The 19,723-nt window shown below is 72.2% G+C and carries 20 protein-coding genes and 1 pseudogene; 10 read left to right on the forward strand and 11 right to left on the reverse strand.

Going from position 1 to position 19,723, the window contains the following annotated elements; translation table 11 throughout:
• Positions 1-90 precede the first annotated feature (90 nt).
• Positions 91-921, forward strand: a complete 831-nt coding sequence (locus AC3ETA_RS10240) for an aldo/keto reductase (RefSeq protein WP_432192499.1) — start codon at positions 91-93, stop codon at positions 919-921.
• Positions 922-1,172: 251 nt separating this feature from the next.
• On the opposite strand, the gene AC3ETA_RS10245 is transcribed toward AC3ETA_RS10240, so the two are convergent.
• From AC3ETA_RS10245 to AC3ETA_RS10270, 6 genes and pseudogenes are all read right to left on the reverse strand, one after another.
• Positions 1,173-3,512 (reverse strand): ATP-binding SpoIIE family protein phosphatase, encoded by a 2,340-nt coding sequence (locus tag AC3ETA_RS10245; RefSeq protein WP_432192526.1) that lies wholly within the window; start codon positions 3,510-3,512, stop codon positions 1,173-1,175.
• Between the two features lie 106 nt (positions 3,513-3,618).
• A complete protein-coding gene (locus AC3ETA_RS10250) occupies positions 3,619-4,077 on the reverse strand; it encodes a peroxiredoxin (RefSeq protein ID WP_432192500.1) in 459 nt (152 codons plus the stop codon).
• Positions 4,074-4,454 carry a DoxX family protein gene (locus AC3ETA_RS10255; protein WP_432192501.1) on the reverse strand — a complete coding sequence of 127 codons (381 nt, stop codon included), beginning with the start codon at positions 4,452-4,454 and terminating at the stop codon, positions 4,074-4,076. The genes AC3ETA_RS10250 and AC3ETA_RS10255 overlap by 4 nt, the downstream gene beginning before the upstream one ends.
• A 73-nt stretch (positions 4,455-4,527) precedes the next feature.
• Positions 4,528-4,785: pseudogene (locus tag AC3ETA_RS10260) on the reverse strand (helix-turn-helix domain-containing protein); the annotation flags it as partial.
• A gap of 287 nt (positions 4,786-5,072) precedes the next feature.
• Entirely contained in the window at positions 5,073-5,603 is a 531-nt protein-coding gene (locus AC3ETA_RS10265) for a MarR family winged helix-turn-helix transcriptional regulator (RefSeq protein WP_432192502.1), read from the reverse strand.
• A gap of 77 nt (positions 5,604-5,680) precedes the next feature.
• Positions 5,681-6,337: a TetR/AcrR family transcriptional regulator gene (locus AC3ETA_RS10270; protein WP_432192503.1), complete on the reverse strand. Its 657-nt coding sequence runs from the start codon at positions 6,335-6,337 to the stop codon at positions 5,681-5,683.
• Between the two features lie 324 nt (positions 6,338-6,661).
• On the opposite strand from AC3ETA_RS10270, the gene AC3ETA_RS10275 reads away from it, so the two are divergent.
• The 3 genes from AC3ETA_RS10275 (at position 6,662) to AC3ETA_RS10285 (ending at position 9,347) form a co-directional block, all read left to right on the forward strand.
• On the forward strand, positions 6,662-7,348 hold the full coding sequence (locus AC3ETA_RS10275; RefSeq protein ID WP_432192504.1) for a response regulator transcription factor: 687 nt from the start codon (positions 6,662-6,664) through the stop codon (positions 7,346-7,348).
• A 74-nt stretch (positions 7,349-7,422) separates the two neighbouring features.
• On the forward strand, positions 7,423-8,406 hold the full coding sequence (locus tag AC3ETA_RS10280) for an ATP-dependent DNA ligase (protein WP_432192505.1): 984 nt from the start codon (positions 7,423-7,425) through the stop codon (positions 8,404-8,406).
• A gap of 164 nt (positions 8,407-8,570) precedes the next feature.
• Positions 8,571-9,347, forward strand: a complete 777-nt coding sequence (locus tag AC3ETA_RS10285) for an NPP1 family protein (protein WP_432192506.1) — start codon at positions 8,571-8,573, stop codon at positions 9,345-9,347.
• Positions 9,348-9,366: 19 nt separating this feature from the next.
• Here the strand turns inward: AC3ETA_RS10285 and AC3ETA_RS10290 are convergent, their stop codons facing one another.
• On the reverse strand, positions 9,367-10,374 hold the full coding sequence (locus AC3ETA_RS10290; protein ID WP_432192507.1) for an ArsR/SmtB family transcription factor: 1,008 nt from the start codon (positions 10,372-10,374) through the stop codon (positions 9,367-9,369).
• 132 nt (positions 10,375-10,506) lie between these two features.
• Here AC3ETA_RS10290 and AC3ETA_RS10295 point away from each other — a divergent pair, with 132 nt between their 5' ends.
• Together AC3ETA_RS10295 and hemC are read left to right on the forward strand one after the other, a co-directional pair.
• On the forward strand, positions 10,507-11,709 hold the full coding sequence (locus tag AC3ETA_RS10295; RefSeq protein ID WP_432192508.1) for an MFS transporter: 1,203 nt from the start codon (positions 10,507-10,509) through the stop codon (positions 11,707-11,709).
• Positions 11,710-11,726: 17 nt separating this feature from the next.
• The gene (hemC, locus tag AC3ETA_RS10300) at positions 11,727-12,662 is read left to right on the forward strand and encodes a hydroxymethylbilane synthase (RefSeq protein WP_432192509.1); all 936 of its coding nucleotides are present in this window, start codon (positions 11,727-11,729) and stop codon (positions 12,660-12,662) included.
• A 27-nt stretch (positions 12,663-12,689) separates the two neighbouring features.
• Here hemC and AC3ETA_RS10305 read toward each other — a convergent pair whose 3' ends face one another.
• The gene (locus AC3ETA_RS10305; RefSeq protein WP_432192510.1) at positions 12,690-13,211 is read right to left on the reverse strand and encodes a hypothetical protein; all 522 of its coding nucleotides are present in this window, start codon (positions 13,209-13,211) and stop codon (positions 12,690-12,692) included.
• A gap of 461 nt (positions 13,212-13,672) precedes the next feature.
• Between AC3ETA_RS10305 and AC3ETA_RS10310 the strand changes: the two genes are divergently transcribed.
• The gene (locus AC3ETA_RS10310) at positions 13,673-14,464 is read left to right on the forward strand and encodes an RNA polymerase sigma factor SigF (protein WP_432192511.1); all 792 of its coding nucleotides are present in this window, start codon (positions 13,673-13,675) and stop codon (positions 14,462-14,464) included.
• Between the two features lie 3 nt (positions 14,465-14,467).
• Here the strand turns inward: AC3ETA_RS10310 and AC3ETA_RS10315 are convergent, their stop codons facing one another.
• Positions 14,468-14,800 carry an ANTAR domain-containing protein gene (locus tag AC3ETA_RS10315; RefSeq protein ID WP_432192512.1) on the reverse strand — a complete coding sequence of 111 codons (333 nt, stop codon included), beginning with the start codon at positions 14,798-14,800 and terminating at the stop codon, positions 14,468-14,470.
• Positions 14,801-14,967: 167 nt separating this feature from the next.
• Here AC3ETA_RS10315 and AC3ETA_RS10320 point away from each other — a divergent pair, with 167 nt between their 5' ends.
• A complete protein-coding gene (locus tag AC3ETA_RS10320) occupies positions 14,968-15,768 on the forward strand; it encodes a VOC family protein (RefSeq protein ID WP_432192513.1) in 801 nt (266 codons plus the stop codon).
• A 57-nt stretch (positions 15,769-15,825) separates the two neighbouring features.
• Here the strand turns inward: AC3ETA_RS10320 and glgX are convergent, their stop codons facing one another.
• Both glgX and AC3ETA_RS10330 read right to left on the reverse strand, forming a co-directional pair.
• Positions 15,826-17,943, reverse strand: coding sequence for a glycogen debranching protein GlgX (gene glgX, locus AC3ETA_RS10325; protein WP_432192514.1), 2,118 nt, complete (start codon positions 17,941-17,943; stop codon positions 15,826-15,828).
• Between the two features lie 35 nt (positions 17,944-17,978).
• Positions 17,979-18,491, reverse strand: a complete 513-nt coding sequence (locus tag AC3ETA_RS10330; protein WP_432192515.1) for a pep a2 — start codon at positions 18,489-18,491, stop codon at positions 17,979-17,981.
• A 297-nt stretch (positions 18,492-18,788) separates the two neighbouring features.
• Between AC3ETA_RS10330 and AC3ETA_RS10335 the strand changes: the two genes are divergently transcribed.
• On the forward strand, positions 18,789-19,094 hold the full coding sequence (locus tag AC3ETA_RS10335; RefSeq protein ID WP_432192516.1) for a DUF5133 domain-containing protein: 306 nt from the start codon (positions 18,789-18,791) through the stop codon (positions 19,092-19,094).
• A 70-nt stretch (positions 19,095-19,164) separates the two neighbouring features.
• A partial coding sequence (locus AC3ETA_RS10340; protein WP_432192517.1) for a maltotransferase domain-containing protein occupies positions 19,165-19,723 on the forward strand: 559 nt, incomplete at its 3' end.

The following is a 19,723-nucleotide window of genomic DNA, read 5'->3' on the forward strand; positions in this document are numbered from 1 at the left end:
CGCCTGTCCTCGTCCCCACCCGTCCGGTTGATCAATCCTCACCCTATCCGTGACGCTGGGTGTACGGCACAGTCGAGGGAAGGTCCGACAGTGATCAGCATTCCGCTGCACACGCTCAACGACGGTACGACGATCCCCGCCATCGGCCTGGGCACCTGGCCGATGGACGACGCCCAGGCGGAAGAGGCGGTGGCCGGCGCCCTGGATCTGGGCCACCGCCTCGTCGACACCGCGACGAACTACCGCAACGAGACGGGGGTGGGCCGGGGCATCGTGGCGAGCGGGGTGCCGCGCGAGGAGGTCGTGGTCACGACGAAGCTCCCGGGCCGGCACCACGGCTACGAGGAGACCCTCACCTCCTTCGAGGAGTCCCGGCGCCGCCTGGACGTCGCCTACGTCGACCTGTATCTGATCCACTGGCCGCTCCCCCGGGTCGACAAGTACGTCGACTCCTGGCGGGCCATGATCGAGCTCCGCGAGAGCGGCCTGGTCCGGTCGATCGGCGTCTCCAACTTCACGCCCGAGCACATCGAGCGCCTGGAGCGGGAGACGGGCGTCCTGCCGTCCGTGAACCAGATAGAGCTGCACCCGCTGTTCCCGCAGGACGAGCTGCGCGCCTTCCACGAGGGCAAGGGCATCGTCACCGAGAGCTGGAGCCCGCTGGGGCGCGGCACCGACCTCCTGGACGACCCGGTCGTCCGGGGCATCGCCGAGACCCTCAAGGTGACGCCCGGCCAGGTCGTCCTGCGCTGGCACACCCAGCTGGGCGCCCTGCCCATCCCCAAGTCGGCCGACCGGGAGCGGCAGCGCGCGAACCTCGACGTCTTCGGCTTCGACCTCGACGCCACGCAGATGGCGGCCGTCGCCGACCGCGCGCACCGGCGGCTCGGCGGCGACCCCGAGGTGCACGAGGAGTTCTGAGCCGACGGCGTCCCTCGCAGGCGCCCCGCGCTCCGTACCGCCGTCACCGGCGCCGTGGTCGCCGCCACCGTCCTCGTCACCGGGCCCGCTCGGGCGAGGCCGCCCGGGCGGGGGAGCCGGCCGGTCCGGGCCATGTGCGCACCGGCCGCAACGAGGGAGACATGCCGGTCGTCCTCGATGTGGTGCACGTGCTGCCGCACGGCGCGCCGTTCTCCCAGGACGCGCCCGACCCGGGCTGCTCGTTCGCATGTTCAGATCGTCGGTGGCAGCGGTTGTTCCGCCCAGATCGTCTTGCCGCCGGCGGTCTGCCGACTGCCCCAGCGCTTGGTGAGCTGCGCGACGAGCAGGAGTCCGCGGCCGCCCTCGTCGTAGGCGTGGGCCCGGCGCAGATGCGGCGAGGTCGAACTGCCGTCGGAGACCTCGCAGATGAGGGCGCGGTCGCGGATCAGCCGGAGCTGGATGGGCGGTGCGCCGTACCGGATGGCGTTGGTGACGAGTTCGCTGACGACGAGTTCGGTGACGAAGGCCGCCTCGTCCATCCCCCACGCGGTCAGCTGGTCCGTGGCCGCCTGCCGGGTGGTCGCCACGTGCTCGGGGTCCGGCGATACGTCCCAGGTGGCGATGCGGTCGGCGCCCAGGGCCCGGGTGCGGGCCAGCAGCAGGGCCACGTCGTCGCTGGGGTCCTCCGGCAGGACGGCCTTGAGCACGCCGTCGCACAGCGCGTCGAGGGTCTCGGCGGGGGCGGTCAGGGCGCGGCACAGTTCGGCGGTGGCGTGGTCGATGTCGCGGTCGCGGTCCTCGATGAGACCGTCCGTGTACAGGGCGACCAGAGCACCCTCGGGCAGTTCGACCTCCATGGCCTCGAAGGGCAGTCCCCCGACCCCGAGGGGCGGCCCGGCGTTCATCTCGACGACCTGCGCGCTGCCGTCGGGCAGGACGACGGCCGGCGGTGGATGGCCGGCGGCGGCCAGGCTGAGACGGCGGGTGACGGGGTCGTAGACGGAGTACAGGCAGGTGGCGCCCAGCTCGGCGACTTCGTCGGAGTCGTCACCGGCGAGATGCGTGACCAGGTCGTCCAGGTGGGTGAGGAGCTCGTCGGGCGGCAGGTCCACGTCGGCGAGGGTGCGTACGGCCGTGCACAGGCGGCCCATGGTGGCCGACGAGGGGATGCCGTGTCCGACGACGTCGCCGACGACGAGGGCGACCCGGCTGCCGGACAGCGGGATCACGTCGAACCAGTCGCCGCCGATGCCGGCCTGCGAACCGGACGGCCGGTAGCGGTGGGCCACCTCGACGGCTGCCTGTCCGGGCAGTCCCCGGGGCAGGAGGTTGTGCTGGAGGGCCAGTGCGGTGGTGCGTTCGCGGGCGAAGCGCCGGGCGTTGTCGACGCAGACGGCGGCCCGGCTCGCGAGTTCCTCGGCGAAGACGGTGTCGTCGGGGCCGTAGTCGTCCGACTGTCTGATGCGCACGGCCACGGCGACGCCCAGCGTGGTGCCGCGGGCCCGCAGCGGCACCGCCATCATCGAGTGGGCGCCGACGCGGTGCCGCCGGCCGGCCGGGCCGCGGGCGTTGCGTTCCGCGATCCACCGCATGAACGCGGGCTCGCCGGCCTGGCTCTGGATCACCCGGCCTTCCAGGATCGCGCGGGCCGGCGGTGAGAACGGCGGGTAGACGTCCACCTCGCCCAGGTGCACGGCCGCCTCCGGGGTGCCCTCGGTGCCGGAGCCGTGGGCGACCCGGCGCAGGGCGATGTCGGTGCCGGTGAGCGCCGGGGGTTCCTCCGCGTCCAGGACCCAGTCGAAGAGGTCCACGCTGGCGAAGTCGGCGAACCGGGGCACGACGATCCCGACCATCTCCTCGGCGGTGCGCACCACGTCCAGGGTCGTGCCGATGGCGGCGGCCGCCTCGTTCAGAAGCGCCAGCCGCTCCCGTGCCCAGTACTGGTCGGAGCTGTCGAACGCCGCGAGGGCCGTGCCCACGATGTCACCGGCGGCGTCGCGCACCGGCCACATCTCGATGCTCCAGGCGTGGTCCCGGTTCAGGGCCGGGGCGCCGGTGAAGCTCTCGTAGCGGACCGGTCTGCCCGTCTCGGCGACCTGGCGCAGATGCCAGTGGAAGCCGCGGCTGTGCCGGGCGTCCTCCACGGTCTCCGGGAAGTGCCGGCCGATCAGGGTGTTCTCGGAGACGCCCATGACCTGGCAGGCGACGTGGTTGAGCCGCAGGTAGCGCTGCTCGGTGTCGAAGACCGACATCGACATGGACGCCTGCTGGAAGGCCGCCTCGCCCAGGTCCGGCTCCCGGGCGTCCGGCCGTTCGCCGGTGATCATGAAGCCGTCGGCGGTGCCGTCCTCGCCGAGCACGCGGTGCGCGCGCACGATGAGGGGCACCTGTGAGCCGTCGCGGTGGCGCAGCACGACGTGGCCGGCGAGCGCGGCCACGGCCGTGGCCGCCGGCTCCTCGGCGAGCAGGTCCCGGGCGGGCCGCCCGACCACGTCCTCGGCGGTGTGGCCGGTCAGCCGCCGGGCGTCTTCGCTCCACCCCTTCACCACACCCTGGGCATCGAGGATCGCCGCGGCCGAGACGCGCTCCATGTCGTCCAGCATGAGTCCTCCGCCGGACCGCATCAACCGCGCCGCCCGGCGCCGGAGCCGTCCCGCCCAGGCGCTCGCGCCCGCCGCCGCCCCCGTGACCGTGCGCTCACTTGCGCAGCGCGGCGAGGGCCCGGTCGGCGTGGGTGTTCATCCGCAGTTCGCTGCGTACGACCTCCAGGACGGTGCGGTCCTGGCCGATCACGAAGGTGACCCTCTTGGTGGGTGCCGGCGAGAAACCTCGCGTCACCCCGAACCGCTCCCTGACCGACCCGTCCGCGTCGGACAGCAGCGGCATGCCGAGCGTGTGGCGTGCGGCGAACTCCTGCTGCCGTTCGACGGCGTCCCCGCTGATACCCACGGGCCGGGCACCGACCGCGGCGAACTCGGCGGCGAGGTCACGGAAGTGGCAGGCCTCCGCGGTACAGCCGGCGGTAAGGGCGGCCGGGTAGAAGAAGAGCACCACAGGTCCCTCGGCGAGCAGCTCGGTGAGGGAGCGCTCGGTGCCGGTCTCGTCCGGCAGCGCGAAGTCCTCGACCTGGTCGCCGGCCTTCAGCTGTGCGCTCATGCCCGTCCCTCCGCCTTCTTGGCGACGCCGCGTGCCCACAGCACGAGCGGGATCTGCAACGGCAGCCGCCCGATGGCGAGGGCCTTCTGCGGCGCGGGGCGGTCGCGCCAGTCGACGGCCATCTTCACGTTCGCCGGGAACACCCCGGCGAAGAAGGCCGCGGCGGCGAGCGCGGCGGGCTTGCGGGTGCGCGGCAGCGCCAGCCCGGCCGCGAGCGCGAGCTCGGCGACGCCACTGGCGTACGTCCATGTCCGGGGCGACCCCGGCAGGGAGCGCGGCACGACGGCGTCGAACTGGCGGGGGACGGCGAAGTGGGCGACCCCTGCCGTGGCCAGCAGGCCGGCGAGCAGCAGGGGTGAGCGTTGGGACCGGGGCACGGATCCTCCTTGGATGGCCTGCCGCCGGATGCTACCGGAGGGTAGGTCTCCGGTCGCCATCCGCCCCGTGCGTTCATCGGCCCTGCTGCGCGCGGCGGTTGTGGGTTCCGGGGGTGTGTCCGAAGGAGCGGCGGAAGACGTCGATGAAGGCGCCGGCGGAGGACCAGCCGCGGCGGTGGGCGACGGTCGTGACGGGCGTGTCCTCGGCGAGCAGTCGGAGCGCGTGGTGGAGGCGTGACTGGGTGCGCCACTGCGGGAAGGTCGTGCCGAACTCGCGGCGGAAAAGCCGGCTGAGGGTGCGCTCACCGACACCGGTCGCGGCGCCGAGCGCGAGCGGCGGCGCGCCGGGGCTCGCCGTGCGCGTGGGCGGCCTTGCGGCCCCGGCGCTCGGCGCCCTGGCCGACACCACATCACCGCGAAATCACCGCGAACAGCACTGGTCCCGCTCATCGCCCTGCCCGCACTGGGCCGACTGCTCCTGACCGGCCTCCGGGAGCCGGCCCCGCCCGGAACGAACCACTACGAGCGGAGCGAAGTCACCAACGGCTCGACGACCCCCTAGGGGCGCGGGGAACCGCGCGACCAGCCACGACGGCCCCGCAGACGCCCCACGACGGGTCAGAGGGTCCCGGCAGGCGCAGCCGACTGCTGCTCACCGTCGTCGTCGATCGCATGCGCAAGGAAGTCGTCGACCATCCGGTGGAACAGCGTGGCCAGCTGCCGCAGGTCCTCCGGCTTCCAGTCCGCCAGCGCGAGCTGCATACCGCGAACCCCGGCGTCCCGAACCCGGGCGATGGCCCGGCGCCCGGACTCGGTCAGCTCGATCCGCTGGGCCCGGCGGTCCTGCGGATCCGGAACACGGGTGACGTAACCGGACCTCTGCAACTGCTGCACCGTACGCGTGACGTGCGACGCCTCCACACCCAACCGCGCGGCCAACTCCCCCGGCCGCAACGGCTCCGAATCGGCGACCTGCCGCAGCAGCGCCACGGCCGCCCGGTCCAGCGGCACCCCGGCCAGAGCCATCAGCCGCTCGTGCTGCCGGGCACGCGTACTCAGGTAGGTGATCCGGGTGAGCGCACGCTCGATCTCGACCACTTCCGAGGACGCGGGGCTGTCGGGGAGTTCGGGGAGCGGTGTGGTGGACATGCGTTCCACTTTACCATCTCGTTGCGTAACTCAATTAATTTGCGACCGCAGCCCGCCCCGTCCGCCGAGAGCCGGTTTCACGGCCGTACTCCGGGCGTCGCGGCCGCCAGCCACATGCCGACGACGGCGTCGGTGACGCCCGTGGCGGCGTCGTCCCAGGTGGCCCGAGGGGTGGGGGTGTGCTCGGCGAGGGCGCGTTCACGCTCGGCCGCCACGTGGACGATCAGATGGCGGACCATCTCGCCGCGCTCGGCGCGGACCTCGGGCGGGAGGTCGGGCAGGCACCGGTCGAGGCCGTCGATGATCGTCTGGAGGGACGGGGAGGTGAGGACCTCCTCGACCATGATCCGGTGCAGCGCGGGGTCGGCGACGACCTGGGCGCAGAACCGCGCGTACCAGGTGGGGCTGCCGAGCGCGGCGAGGTGTGCGAAGGAGGGCCGGACCAGGCAGTCCACCCAGCCGCGCACCTCGTCGCGGTCGGACAGGTCGGTGACCAGGCGGGCGCGGATCTCCTCGATGCGCGCCGAGTGCCGGCGGACGATGGCGCGGACGAGGTCGGTCTTGGTGCCGAAGTGGTAGCCGACCGCGGTGTTGTTTCCCTGCCCGGCGGCCTCACTGACCTGGCGGTTGGACACCGCGTACACCCCGTGCTCGGCGAAGAGCCGCTCCGCCGCGGTCAGCAGCAGCTCCCGGGTCGCGTCCGTCTGTTCCTCCCGCAGTGTCCTGCCTGCCATGATCACCACCGCACCGGGACTGCGCACCGCACCTCGGCGGCCAGTCCCTCGAGCCGCCGCGGTTTCACCTCCGTACAATCTAAGTCAATTGATTGAACAGGACGGGAGCCGGGGCGCGCGCAGGGCCCGCGGTGATCGAGGTGGAGCTGCCGTGCGTGTGGTGGGCGCCGGGCCGCGGGCCGTCCTGCTCGGGGATGACGTGGGCGGGGGAACGTACTGCGTTCCGAGTAGGGGTGATTGTCGGCGGACGGACGACGACGTGGCGGTCCGAAGCGGCCAGGCTGAGGGACGAACGATGATCCGGAGCCGGAAGAAGCACCATCCATGACCATCCGTGTACTGCTCGCCGACGACCAGGCCCTGCTGCGGGCCACCTTCCGGATCCTGATCGACTCCTGCGCGGACATGGAGGTGGTCGGCGAGGCCACCGACGGCACCGAGGCCCTCGAACTCGCCCGGATCCACCGCCCCGACCTGGTCCTGATGGACATCCGCATGCCCGGCACCGACGGACTCGCCGCCACCTCCGCGATCTGCGCCGACCCGGACCTCACGGCGGTGCGGGTGCTGATCCTGACCACGTTCGAGATCGACGACTACGTCGCGCAGGCGCTGCGGGCCGGGGCCAGCGGCTTCCTCGGCAAGGACGTCACCGCGGACGTGCTGCTCGCCGGCATCCGCACGGTGGCCGCCGGCGAGTCCCTGCTGTCCGCCACCGCGACCCGCACCCTGATCACCCGGTTCCTGTCCTCCCCCGCCGAGAGCGCCCAGTCGGCCGCTCCGGAGCACCTGTCCGCCCTCACCGCCCGCGAGCGGGAGGTCATGGCCTGGGTGGCCGAGGGCCACTCCAACGAGGAGATCGCCGGGAAGCTGTACGTGAGCCCGCTGACCGTACGCACCCATGTGCATCGCGCCATGACCAAGCTGGGTGCCCGCGACCGTGCCCAACTGGTCGTCATGGCCTATCAGTCGGGCCTGGTGCGGGCGGTTCCGCCGAACGGGGGCGAGTGACGCCCCGACGGCCGTTCAGGGGAAATCGGCGGCCGGCGCGCGTGGCGGCGGGCGGGCGTGTCGAGAACTGACCCGTGAGCCTGCCGCTGATCTCTCCCATGCTCGCCACTTCCGGCAAACTCCCGCCCATCTCCCAGGACGCGCGCTGGGCCTACGAGACCAAGCAGGACGGCCAGCGCGCGGTGGTGTATCTGGCGGGTGACGGCACCATGCTGCTGCGCGCCCGCTCCGGCGAGGACATCACGGCCGCCTACCCCGAGCTGCGGGCGCTGGGCGACGCGCTCGGCACCACGCCCGCCGTCCTGGACGGGGAGATCCTGGCCCTGGACGAACAGGGGCGCGCCGACTTCCAGTTGCTCCAGTCCCGGATGGGGCTGGCGCACTCGCCCGCGCGGGCCGCCCGGATGGCCGCGCGGACGCCCGCGCACCTGGTGCTGTTCGACGTGATGCACCTGGCGGGCCACTCCTTGCTGAAGGTGCCCTACTCGCGGCGGCGCGGGCGACTGGAGGACCTCGACCTGAACGGGCCGTTCTGGTCGACGCCCGGTGCCGTGGTGGGACATGGGGCGGAGGCGCTGGCGGCCACACGGGAGCACGGCCTGGAGGGGCTGGTGTGCAAGCGGCTGGACTCGCTGTACGAGCCGGGAGTGCGTTCCCGCGCCTGGGTGAAGATCCGCAACATGCACAGCGAGGACGTCGTCGTGGGCGGCTGGCTGCCGGGCAAGGGCCGGCTCACCGGCCGGCCGGGCGCGCTGCTGGTCGGGCAGTTCGCGGCCGACCGCCGGCTGCGGTACGTCGGCGGCGTCGGCACCGGCTGGAGCGAGGCCGAGCGGACGGAGCTGGCCGAGCTGCTGGGGGCCGTCGCGACGGACGGGTGCCCCTTCGATCCGGTGCCCCGGGTGGCGGACGCGCACTGGGTGCTGCCCCGGCTGGTCGGCGAGGTGCGCTACAGCGTCCGTACCCGGTCCGGCATGCTGCGCCAGCCGTCCTGGCTGCGGCTGCGCCCGGACCTGACGCCGGAGAAGTCGGCGGCCTGGCTGCCGGGGGACGCTGTCTGACGGGGCTTCACGCCCGCCAAGGCGCCTTTCCCGGGCGCCAATTGTTGTGCTGATCGTTACCAGCGGTACGCCCGTGCCTCTTGGCACCGATGTGAAACGCCGGGATGCTGAACTCCCCATCCCCCCATAGCCGTTGGGCTGCGCCGTTCCAGGAGGAGGACGCAGTGGCGTCACAGTCGTTCCGCACCCACAGCAAGAGGTGGCTCACCGGGCTCGCCGGTGCTGCCGCCCTTGTCATCGCTTTCCCCAGCGTCGCTTTCGCCGCACCGCCCGGTGCCCTGCCGGGCAACGCCGAGGCGGCCGAGCGGACGTTCCAGCCGGCCTTCGACTACGACACCGACGGGTGCTACTCCACCCCGGCGATCGGCCCGGACGGAACCGTCAACGGCGGTCTGAACCCGACCGGTGCGCTCAACGGCCAGTGCCGTGACGCCTCGGACCTCGACAACACCAACAGCTACTCGCGCTACAAGTGCAACAACGGCTGGTGCGCGTACCTCTACGGCCTGTACTTCGAGAAGGACCAGGCCCTCGCGGGCAGCAGCATCGGCGGGCACCGGCACGACTGGGAGCACGTCGTGGTGTGGGTGCAGAACAACGCGGTGCAGTACGTGTCGACGTCCAACCACGGCTCGTTCACGGTGCACGCCGCGTCCTCGGTGCGCTTCGACGGCACGCACGCCAAGATCGTCTACCACAAGGACGGCATCAGCACGCACTGCTTCCGGCTGGCCAACTCGAACGACGAGCCGCCGGAGAACCACAAGGGCACCTGGCAGTACCCGCCGCTGGTCGGCTGGAACGGCTACCCGGCGGGCGTGCGCGACAAGCTCGTCGCGTACAACTTCGGCAGCGCCCACTTCGGCCTGAAGGACGGCAGCTTCGCCTCCCACCTGGCCTCGGCGAAGCCGTCCGGCATCGCCTTCGACCCGAACGCCTGATCCGTCCGGCGCTCCGCGGTCAACGCGCCCCCGGGCCGGCGTCCCCCTCCACGAGGGCGTCGCCCAGGGGCGTTCGTGCGTACAGGACGTAGTGGCCCTGGCGCCGGCACTCCAGCAGTCCGGCGTCCCGCAGCGTGGACAGGTGGGCCGACACGGTCGAGGGCGCCAGGCCGTGACGGCGGGCCAGCTCCGTGGTCGAGCAGGGCGCGGTGAGCCCCGCGAGGACGGCCGCACGCCGGTGCCCGAGCAGCCGGGCGAGGGCCCGCGGCGGGCGCGGCGGCAGGGCGTCGTGCAGGCGGCCCATGCCACGGGCAGGGTAGATGACCGTCGGCTGCCAGGGCCGGGCGAAACCGCTGACCACGTCCGGCCACACGAACACGCTCGGCATGAGCAGCACTCCCCTGCCGTCCGGGCGCTGGGCGTCGGCCAGTTCGTCGTAGCGGCGCAGGGTGAGGGTGTGGTCGGTCCAGTCGACGGCCGGGTGCAGGCCGGCGAGCAGCGTGTCGAGGCCGCCGTCGGCCGCCCGGCGCGAGCGGTGCGCGATGTCCGCCTCCAGTACGGCACGGTGCCGCGCCCAGTCCGGGGCGAGCAGCGCGTGCCAGGCCCGTTCCGTGAGGTCGGCCAGGCGCTGCACGGTGGCAGCGGGGTCGTCGAGCGCGGCGCGCCCCTCGGGTGACCCGGCGAGTCCGGGCACGCAGGCCAGGGAGCGGGCCATCTCCGCGTGCGCCAGCGCCGGGTCGGTGGCGCGCATCCGGGCCAGTTCGTCGTCGAAGGACGGGTACGGCTCCGGCGGGGGCGCCCCCAGGAAGTCGGGGGTGTAGCCGCCGGCGGGTGGGACGAACAGCCACAGGGGTGCGAGGTCCAGGCCGGCGAGCGTACGGCGCATACGGCGCAGCCAGCCGCGGTGGTAGCCGTGCCGGGTGGGCCGGCGCAGCATCCGCAGCGCCTCGTGGGTCTGGCACAGCGGCGAGATCGCGAACCGGCAGCGCGTCAGGTCGTCGGTGCCGAGGTGCAGGGCGAGCGGCATGCGACCCCCGTCGTGAGCGGCGATTTCGTCCTGGACCGGACGAGTGATTCGTCCTGGACCGAAAGAGTAGAGCGCGCCGGCCGCTGCCCCGCACTCTTGCCCCTCGACTCCCCCCGCAGGAAAGGCGGTTCGATGGGCGGCACAGGTCCGGCTCCGCGGCGGCGCGCCGGCGTCGTCGCGGCGCTGATGCTGGCGGCGTTCACCTTCAACACCACCGAGAATCTGCCGGTCGGGCTGCTCTCGCTGATGGCGGACGATCTGCGGGTGTCGCTCGCCGCGGTGGGCGCCCTGGTCACCGGGTACGGCCTGACGGTGGCCCTCGCCTCACTGCCGCTGGCCCGGATCACCCGGTCGGTGCCGCGCCGGTACCTGCTCGCGGGCATCCTGGGGATGCTCGCCGTGGCGAGCTGGGTGCCGGCGCTTGGCGGCGTGTCGTACGGGGTGCTGCTGGCGGCCCGGGTGGTGACGGCGTTGGCACAGGCGGTGTTCTGGTCGGTGACGGGGCCGGTCGCGGTCGGCCTGTTCCCACCCGAGCGCCGGGGGCGCGTGATCGGGATGCTGTCCGTCGGCGGTTCCCTGGCCACGGTGGCCGGCGTGCCGGCCGGGACCTGGCTGGGCGGGCACACCGACTGGCGCACGCCCTTCGTACTGCTCGGGGTGCTCGCGCTCGCCTCACTGGTGACGATCGCCGCGCTGCTGCCGACGTCCCGCCCGCAGGACGGTCATGCCGCGTACGGCGCCGCCCCCGACCGGCGCGGGTTCCGCGTCGTCCTGGCGGTGACCGCCCTGTCGGTGACCGGTGCCTTCGCCGGGTTCACCTATGTCGTCGCGTTCCTCGACGAGATGAACGGGTTCGGCGCGAGCGCGGTGAGCGCGGTGCTGTTCGCGTTCGGCGGCGCGGCGCTCGCGGGGGTCGCCGTGGCCGGGCCGCTCCTGGACCGCTTCCCGCGGGCCACGCTGACCGTGCCGGTGGCGGCGCAGACAGTGGCGCTGCTCGGGCTGTGGGCGGCGGGCCGCGTCCCGGTGGCGAGCGTGCTGCTGATCATGGTGCTGGGCGCTTCGGTCTCGGCCGTCTTCATGGCGACGCAGACCCAGGTGCTGAGGGTCGCGCCGGGCCGGACCGAGACCGCCCTCGCCGCGAACTCGGCCGCCTACAACGTGGGCATCGCCGCCGGCGCCCTGCTCGGGGGCGCACTGCTGCCGGTGGCCGGGGTGCGCGGCACGTTCCTGGCCGGAGGGTTGTGCACGGCGGCGGCGCTGATGGTACAGACCCGGCCCGCGCGGGCGCGGGAGAGAGGGGAAATGGGGCGGTGGCGTACGAGCGCGGACTTGTGAAGGTCTATCGTGGCGGCATGTCCGTCCCTGAACTGATCCGCATCGTCTCCCGCGACTCGCCGATGGCGCTCGCCCAAGTGGAGCGTGTCCGCGCCGAGTTGGCGGCCCTGCACCCCGGTGTGCGCACCGAGGTCGTGCCGGTGAAGACGACCGGTGACAAGTGGATGGGCGACCTGTCCCAGGTCGAGGGCAAGGGCGCCTTCACCAAGGAGGTGGACGCCGCCCTGCTGGTGGGCGAGGCCGATCTCGCCGTGCACTGCGTCAAGGACATCCCGGCCGACCGGCCGCTGCCCGCGGGGACGACGTTCGCCGCGTTCCTGAAGCGGGACGACGTCCGCGACGCCCTGATCCACCCCGGCGGACTCACGCTGGACGAGCTGCCGGCCGGGACCCGGATCGGCACCTCCTCGGTGCGCCGGGTGGCGCAGCTGGCCGCCACCCACCCGCACCTTCAGTGCGTGCCGTTCCGCGGCAACGCCAACCGGCGGCTGGAGAAGCTCGCGGCCGGCGAGGCGGACGCGCTGCTGCTCGCGGTGGCCGGCCTGGAGCGCATCGGACGCACCGACGTGATCAGCGAGATCCTCTCCCCCGAGGTGATGATGCCGCCGATCGGCGCGGGCATCCTCGCCCTGCAGTGCCGGGAGGGCGACACCGAGCTCATCGACGCCGTCAGCGGCCTCGGCGACCCGGACACCTACCGGGAGGCCACCGCCGAGCGCATGTTCCTGCATGTCCTGCAGGGCCACTGCAACAGCCCGATCGCCGGGTACGCGCGCGTGGACCGTGGTGGCGAACTGTCGCTGCGGGCCTGCGTGTTCACCCCGGACGGGAAGACGCGGCTGAACGCCCACGAGTGGGCCGGCCGGCTGGATCCGGCGACGCTGGGCACGTCGGTCGCGGTGGCGCTGCTGCGTCAGGGCGCCCGCGAGATCATCGACGGCATCCCGCACTGAGCCGAACGGGCACCGACCTGAGCCCCGTCAGGCGGTGCCCTCCTCGGCCTGGTCGCGCAGGAAGTCGCTGACCTGGAGCGCGAGGCCGTCGCGCAGGGCGGCGGCGTGGGCGCCCGCGCAGCCCTCCTGGAGGCCGACGCCGCCGGTCCACAGCCGGCGTTCCGCCCATTCCTCCTCGACCCGCAGCTGGATCTGCACATCGACCTGGCTCAGGCTCGCCTCGGGGCCCGCCGCGTAGAGCACGGCGGTGGCGCGGCGCAGTGGGTAGACGTCGAAGCCCTCGATGAACTGCGAGTTGCGCCAGTCGAGGAACGCGGCCTCGCCGTCGCGGCCGATCCGCACGTCGATCTGGCCGTCCTCGAGGTGGATGCCGAGGTGCCGCTCGCCGCGGTTCTCGACGGTGACCCGGAGCCTGAAGTACGTCAGCCCCTCGGCGGCGTCGTCGCGTCCTCGCGGCGGCTCGGCGGCTTCCAGGCGGTGGACGCGGACACGCAGACCGGCATGCTCGTCGTACTCGTGCCAGTCCCCGACCACGTGCGGCTCGTACACAATCCACCTCTCGACCCAGAGAGCTGCTTCCTATCTTTGTGCTCAGTGCACTGTCAAATGAGCAGAATGCGCTGTGGCCAGCCCATTCGCCCCCTTGATCACCGATCAAGCCGTGGGCAGGAAGAATCTCCCTGCGGGCCGTGCCCGGGTGGTCGCCCACGTGCCGCACATCACGTTCCGCGCGCCTCGTTTCCCCGGCCGCCGGGGCGGTCCCGCGGACCGGGCAGCCCTGAAGGAAGGGTCAAGGCCGTGCGGACGTACAGTCACCGGGCCCTAACATGTAGTTGCATTCACGAAATCTGTTTCAGGTTCGGGTTGGGCGGGAATACGGACATATGTGCTTCGGACAGGAGGCACGTCCGTGGGAGCCGGCCATCAGGCCCCTGGGTGTCCTCCACGAGGTCCGAGCGCGCGCCTCCCATGGCTGTCCAGCCAGCACCTGCTGAGGGAGGTGCGCACGGATGTGTGCCGCCACCAGAACGAAGCAGCACCCGCACGACGACGCTCCCGACACCGCGGAAGCGTTCGCCCGGCTCGTGGGACTCCCCGAAGGGCCGGAGCGCAAGGTACTCAAGGACGAACTGGTCCGGGCCTGGCTGCCCATGGCCGAGCGGATCGCCGTCCGGTTCAAGGGCCGCGGCGAGTCCCTGGAGGACCTGTACCAGGTGGCCGCCCTGGGCCTGGTGAAGGCGGTCGACCACTACGACCCGGCGCGCGGCCACGCCTTCGAGGCGTACGCGGTACCCACCATCACCGGTGAGATCAAGCGGCACTTCCGCGACCACATGTGGACGCTGCACGTGCCGCGCCGGGTCCAGGACCTGCGCAACCGGGTGCGCAACTCCAGCAAGGAGCTGTCGCAGCAGGCCCCGGGGCGGGCCCCCACGGTTGCCGAGATAGCGGAACACGCCCAGCTGAGCGAGGACGAGGTCCGTACCGGGATGGAAGCCCTGGACTGCTTCACCGCGCTGTCGCTGGACGCGGAGATGCCCGGGACGGACGGCTATGCGCTGGGGGACGCCATCGGCGGTCCGGAACCGGCGTACGAGGTGATCGTCGACCGTGTCTCGGTCACGCCGTGTCTGCAACGGCTTCCGGAGCGCGAGCGGACGATCCTCTACCTCCGCTTCTTCGGCGGGATGACGCAGAGCCGCATCGCCCGCCAGCTCGGGATCTCGCAGATGCATGTGTCCCGGCTGCTCAGCGGCTGCTTCGCCCATCTGCGTGAGGAACTGCTCGCCGAGGCGCGATGAGTCCTACTCCGGTGCCGCCCCCGGGATCTGCGTCGGGCCGTGACGCTCCAGGGCTTCTTCGAGCTCGAAGCGGATCTCGGGCGGCATCTCGCCCTCCCTGCCCCAGACGAGAATCAGTTCCGCGACCCGGCGGAGCTTGATGTTCGTGTGCTGGGAGACCTCCTTCAGCACCGCCCATCCCCCGTCCGGTGCCACCCGGCCCAGCGCGACGACCATGCCGATCGCCTGGTCGACGACGGCGTGCGAGACGACCGCTTCCTTGAGCTGGTCGACTTCCGCTTCCAGTTCGAGAATCCGGTCGGTCTCGTCGGCGGGCTCGCTCGGTACCGGTGCCACGCATCCATCGTCGTCCCTTCGCCGGTCGGGTGCCAGTGAACACGTGTGGGGACATCGGCCGTTTCGGCACTCCGCCGGGGGTACTCGACAGGCCCGGGAGCGGTTCCGGCCGGACACTGGGAGCACACCGGTGGCCGCCGGTGGGGCGAGACCAGGACGCGACTGCCATGAACAATACGAAGACCCCCAGGAGCACGGCCGATGTCGTGTCCACACACTCCGTGTTCGGCGCACCCTGCTGGGTGAGCCTGACCAGCCGAGACCTGGAGACCACCCAGGCGTTCTACACGGCCGTACTGGGATGGCGCTGGCGGCCGGCCAAGCTGGGCGACCGGTTCCGGGTCGCGCTGGTGCAGAACGTGCCGGTGGCCGGGATCGCGGCGGTCGCCTCGATGTGGCAGATGGCCGTGGCCTGGACACCGTATTTCGCCGTGCCGAGCGCGGACGAGGCCGTCGCCCGGGTCCAGGAACGCGGCGGCACCGCGGCCGTGGGGCCGTTGTCCCTGCCGCCCGGCCGGGCCGCGCTGCTCGCGGACCGCGACGGGGCGACCTTCGGCATCTGGGAGGGGGAGCTCATCTCCAACTGGGAGACCTGGCGGCGGGCCGCGCCGACGTTCATCCGCCTGCACACGCGTGACGCGTTCGACGCGGCCTTGTTCTACGGCGAGGTTCTCGACTGGGCCACGGAGGGGCCGGGGTACTGCGAGGTGCACTACGAGGGCGGCGAGGTCGTGCTGCGCAGCGGGGGCGACGCGGTGGCGCGTATCGAGTCGGGGGCGGTCGGGTCCGCGCCCGACCCGACGATCCGTCCGCATTGGCAGGTTCACTTCGCGGTCGCGGATGTGGCGGAGTGCGCACGGGCCGCGGAGCTGAACGGGGGCAGCGTGTTGTCGAAGGTGAGTGACGAGGCGGTGCTGCGCGATCCGGACGGGGCGCAGTTCACGGTCACTTCTCGCCGTGAGAGGTGACGGTGGTCGGGTTTCCGCGGCACCGTCGTGGCTGGTCCCGCCGTTCCCCGCGCCCCTTCAGGGGCGTTGCCGCGAGGGTCTTGACAGCAGAACCAGGCTTCGGCGCTCGATCAGCACTGCCGTGCCCGCCTTGTGCTCCACCTCGTCCGGGGGGCTCTGCTGCTCCGACGTGTCGATCAGTGTCGTCCAGCGTTCGCCGTACGTCTCGTCCGGGAGCCGGAACTCCATCGGCTCCCAGTAGCTGTTGAGCAGCATCAGGAACGAGTCGTCCACGACCGGGCGCCCGCACGAGTCGGGCTCGGCGATCGCGTCGCCGTTGAGGAAGGCTGCTACCGCGTGGGCGTCGGAGCGGCGCCAGTCGTCCTGCGTCATCTCGCGGCCGTCGGGGAGCAGCCACACCAGGTCGGGCAGCGGCTGGTCGGGGTGGGTCGGGGTCTCCCCCTGGAAGAAGCGGCGGCGGCGCAGCACCGGGTGGGCGGCGCGCAGGCCGATGACGTGCCGGGTGAAGTCGGCGAGGGCGCGCTGGTCGTCGGTGAGCCGCCAGTCGACCCAGGAGACCTCGTTGTCCTGGCAGTAGGCGTTGTTGTTGCCGCGCTGGGTGCGGCCGAGCTCGTCGCCGTGGCAGAGCATCGGGATGCCCTGCGACAGCAGGAGCGTGGCGAGGAAGTTGCGCTGCTGGCGGGCGCGCAGCCCGAGCACGGCCGGGTCGCGGGTCTCGCCCTCGGCACCGCAGTTCCAGGACCGGTTGTGGCTCTCGCCGTCCCGGTTGTTCTCGCCGTTGGCCTCGTTGTGCTTGTCGTTGTACGAGACGAGGTCGCGCAGCGTGAATCCGTCGTGCGCGGTCACGAAGTTGACGCTGGCCCGCGGGCGGCGCCGGCTGTGCGCGTACAGGTCGGAGGAGCCGGTCAGCCGGGACGCGAACTCGCCGAGCGAACCGGGCTCGGCCCGCCAGAAGTCCCGTACGGCGTCCCGGTACCTGCCGTTCCACTCCGACCACAGCGGCGGGAAGTTGCCCACCTGGTAGCCGCCCTCCCCCACGTCCCACGGCTCGGCGATCAGCTTGACCCGGCTGATCACCGGGTCCTGCTGGATCAGGTCGAAGAACGCCGAGAGCCGGTCCACCTCGTGGAACTGCCGGGCGAGTGTCGCCGCGAGGTCGAAGCGGAAGCCGTCGACATGCATCTCGGTGACCCAGTAGCGCAGCGAGTCCATGATCAGCTGGAGCACGTACGGGTGCCGCATCAGCAGGCTGTTGCCGGTGCCGGTGGTGTCGTAGTAGTGCGCCCAGTCGCCGTCCACCAGGCGGTAGTACGAGGCGTTGTCGATGCCCCGGAAGGACAGCGTCGGGCCGCGCTCGTTGCCCTCTGCGGTGTGGTTGTAGACGACGTCCAGGATCACTTCGAGACCGGCCGCGTGCAGCGCCTTCACCATCGACTTGAACTCGTCGACCTGCTGCCCGCGGGTGCCGCGGGCGGCGTAGGCGTTGTGCGGCGCGAAGAAGCCGATCGTGTTGTAGCCCCAGTAGTTGGACAGGCCGCGGTCGAGCAGCACACCGTCCTGGACGTACTGGTGCACCGGCATCAGCTCGACGGCGGTCACGCCGAGGGACGTGAGGTGCTCGACGATCGCGGGGTGCGCGAGCCCTGCGTAGGTACCGCGCAGGTCGGGCGGGACGTCGGGGTGACTGCGGGTCAGGCCCCGTACGTGCGCCTCGTAGATGACGGTGTCGGCGTACGGCCGTCTCGGTGGGCTGTCGTCGCCCCAGTCGAAGTACGGCTCGGTGACCACGCCGAGCATGGTGTGCCCGGCGCTGTCCGCCGGGGACGGGGCGCCCGGGGTGCGCTCGAAGAGGGAGGCGTGGTTGTCGACCTGGCCGTCCACCGCCCGGCTGTACGGGTCGAGCAGCAGCTTCGCCGGATTGCACCGGTGGCCGAGGCCCGGGTCCCAGGGACCGTGCACCCGGTAGCCGTAGCGCTGCCCCGGGCCGACGCCGGGCAGATAGCCGTGCCACACGAAGCCGTCGACCTCGGTCAGCGGGACCGCGCTGTGCCGGCCCTTGTCGTCGGCCAGGACGAGTTCGACACGCTCGGCGACCTCGCTGAACATGGCGAAGTTGGTGCCCCGGCCGTCGTACACGGCACCCAGCGGGTAGGGGTGCCCGCTCCAGGCGGACACCCCTCGGCTCCTGTCGTCGCGGCGCCGGCTCGCCGTCACCTGGCCCCCTCGAGGACGCCGTCCCGGATGTCCGCCGCGGGCGCGACGGCCGTGGCGGGCACGTCGCGGGGGACGCGGCGCGCCTCGCGCAGGCTGGGCGCGGGGGCGACCGGTACGAGCGGGGCCCGTTCGCCGGCGCGGGCGCGCTGCGAGAACCAGATGACCTTGCTGCCGGACTCGGTGGCGCAGCAGCCCCAGCCGTCACTCGTCAGGGCGATGTGCCTCAGACAGGCCCGCAGCTCGTGGTCCGGGCGCAGGGCGCGGTCGTTGTCGCCGACGGCCGTGATGAGGTGCTGGCCGTTCCACCACATCTCGATGGAGATGTTCTTGTCCGTCGCGTGCTCGTCGATGACCCTGAGCAGCATCTCCGCGCCGTGGCGGACGGGCTCGACAAGTGTCTCCAGGTCCCAGTACCGGAGGTGGGCGGCCAGAATTCGGCTGACCTGACCCACCCGTTCGGGGCTGACTTCCACGTCGAGGTGGTAGTAGCAGGGCACTGCGGTCTTCACCGTTTACCTCCTCACCGCGAAAGCTCCCGCTCTCCTCGCCCCTGCGGGGCGGGGCCCCGATGACGGAGCGTGAGCACTGATCGCTTCTGAGTCACTCCAGGGTGGGGGCGGTACGCCATTCGTGCAACAGGAGCGCACTCCTGAGGTAGTTGAAGATCCAACAGGACGCTGCGTCGCCAACCGTGCACCATGTGTGAAGACCTCGATGCCCGTAACGGAAACCTGTGCGTATGCGCGCACGGGTTTCCGCCCGACGGTCGGGAAACGCTCATCGAGCCCGGAAGGTGAACGGGGCCAATGCTGCTACCGGCCAAAGCCGAAGTCGCCCGGCAACTGCGGCGATATCGGGCCTGGGAACGAGCCATGCTCGCGGCCCCGGACGACCTCACGGTGCGCGCCACCTTCGAGAACACCGGCTACACCCTCTGTGTGCTGATGGGGAAGCGCTGCGCCCGCGAGGCCGTGGACGCCGCCGAACGATTTCTGCGGATCACTCCGGCCGCCTACGCCCTGGAGCAGGACGGACGGCCCCGTACGGCGAGCGTCTCGGCCCGGAGAGGACCGCCGAGATCGCGGCGGCGGCGTTTCCATGCCGGGAGGTAGCCAGCTCCCGGCGAAGATCGAACCCCCGGCCGGGCCTTGTGCCCGGCCTCGAGTGCGGTGGAGGTGAACCATGGGCAGGACCAAGAGCAAAGCCGGTGCCGGCACCGGGACCATCGGCCGCATCCCCGTACGGGACGTACGACCGGCCGTGGAGTGCGGCAGGCATCCGGCGAAGGCAGTCGTGGGCGAGGCCTTCGAGGTCACCGCCACCGTGTTCCGCGAGGGCCACGACTCCGTGGCCGCCAATGTCGTGCTGACCGACCCGGACGGCCGCCCCGGCCCCTGGACCCCGATGCACGAACTGGCCCCCGGCATGGACCGCTGGGGCGCCAAGGTGACGCCGTCCGCGGTGGGCCGCTGGACGTTCCACGTGGAGGCCTGGAGCGATCCGGTGGCCACATGGCGCCGCACCGCCCGGATCAAGGTGCCGGCCGGGATCGACGTCGGGCTGGTCCTGGAGGAAGGCGGCGAGTTGTACGAGCGTGCCGCCGCCGGAGTGCCCGACGAGTCGGAGCGAGCGGCCGTGCTGGCCGCCTCGGAGGCGCTGCGCGACGACTCGCTGCCGCCCGTGTCACGGCTGGCGGCGGCGTTCGCGGCGAACGTGGACGCCGTGTTGGGGCGGTATCCGT

The organism is Streptomyces sp. bgisy027, assembly GCF_057710365.1.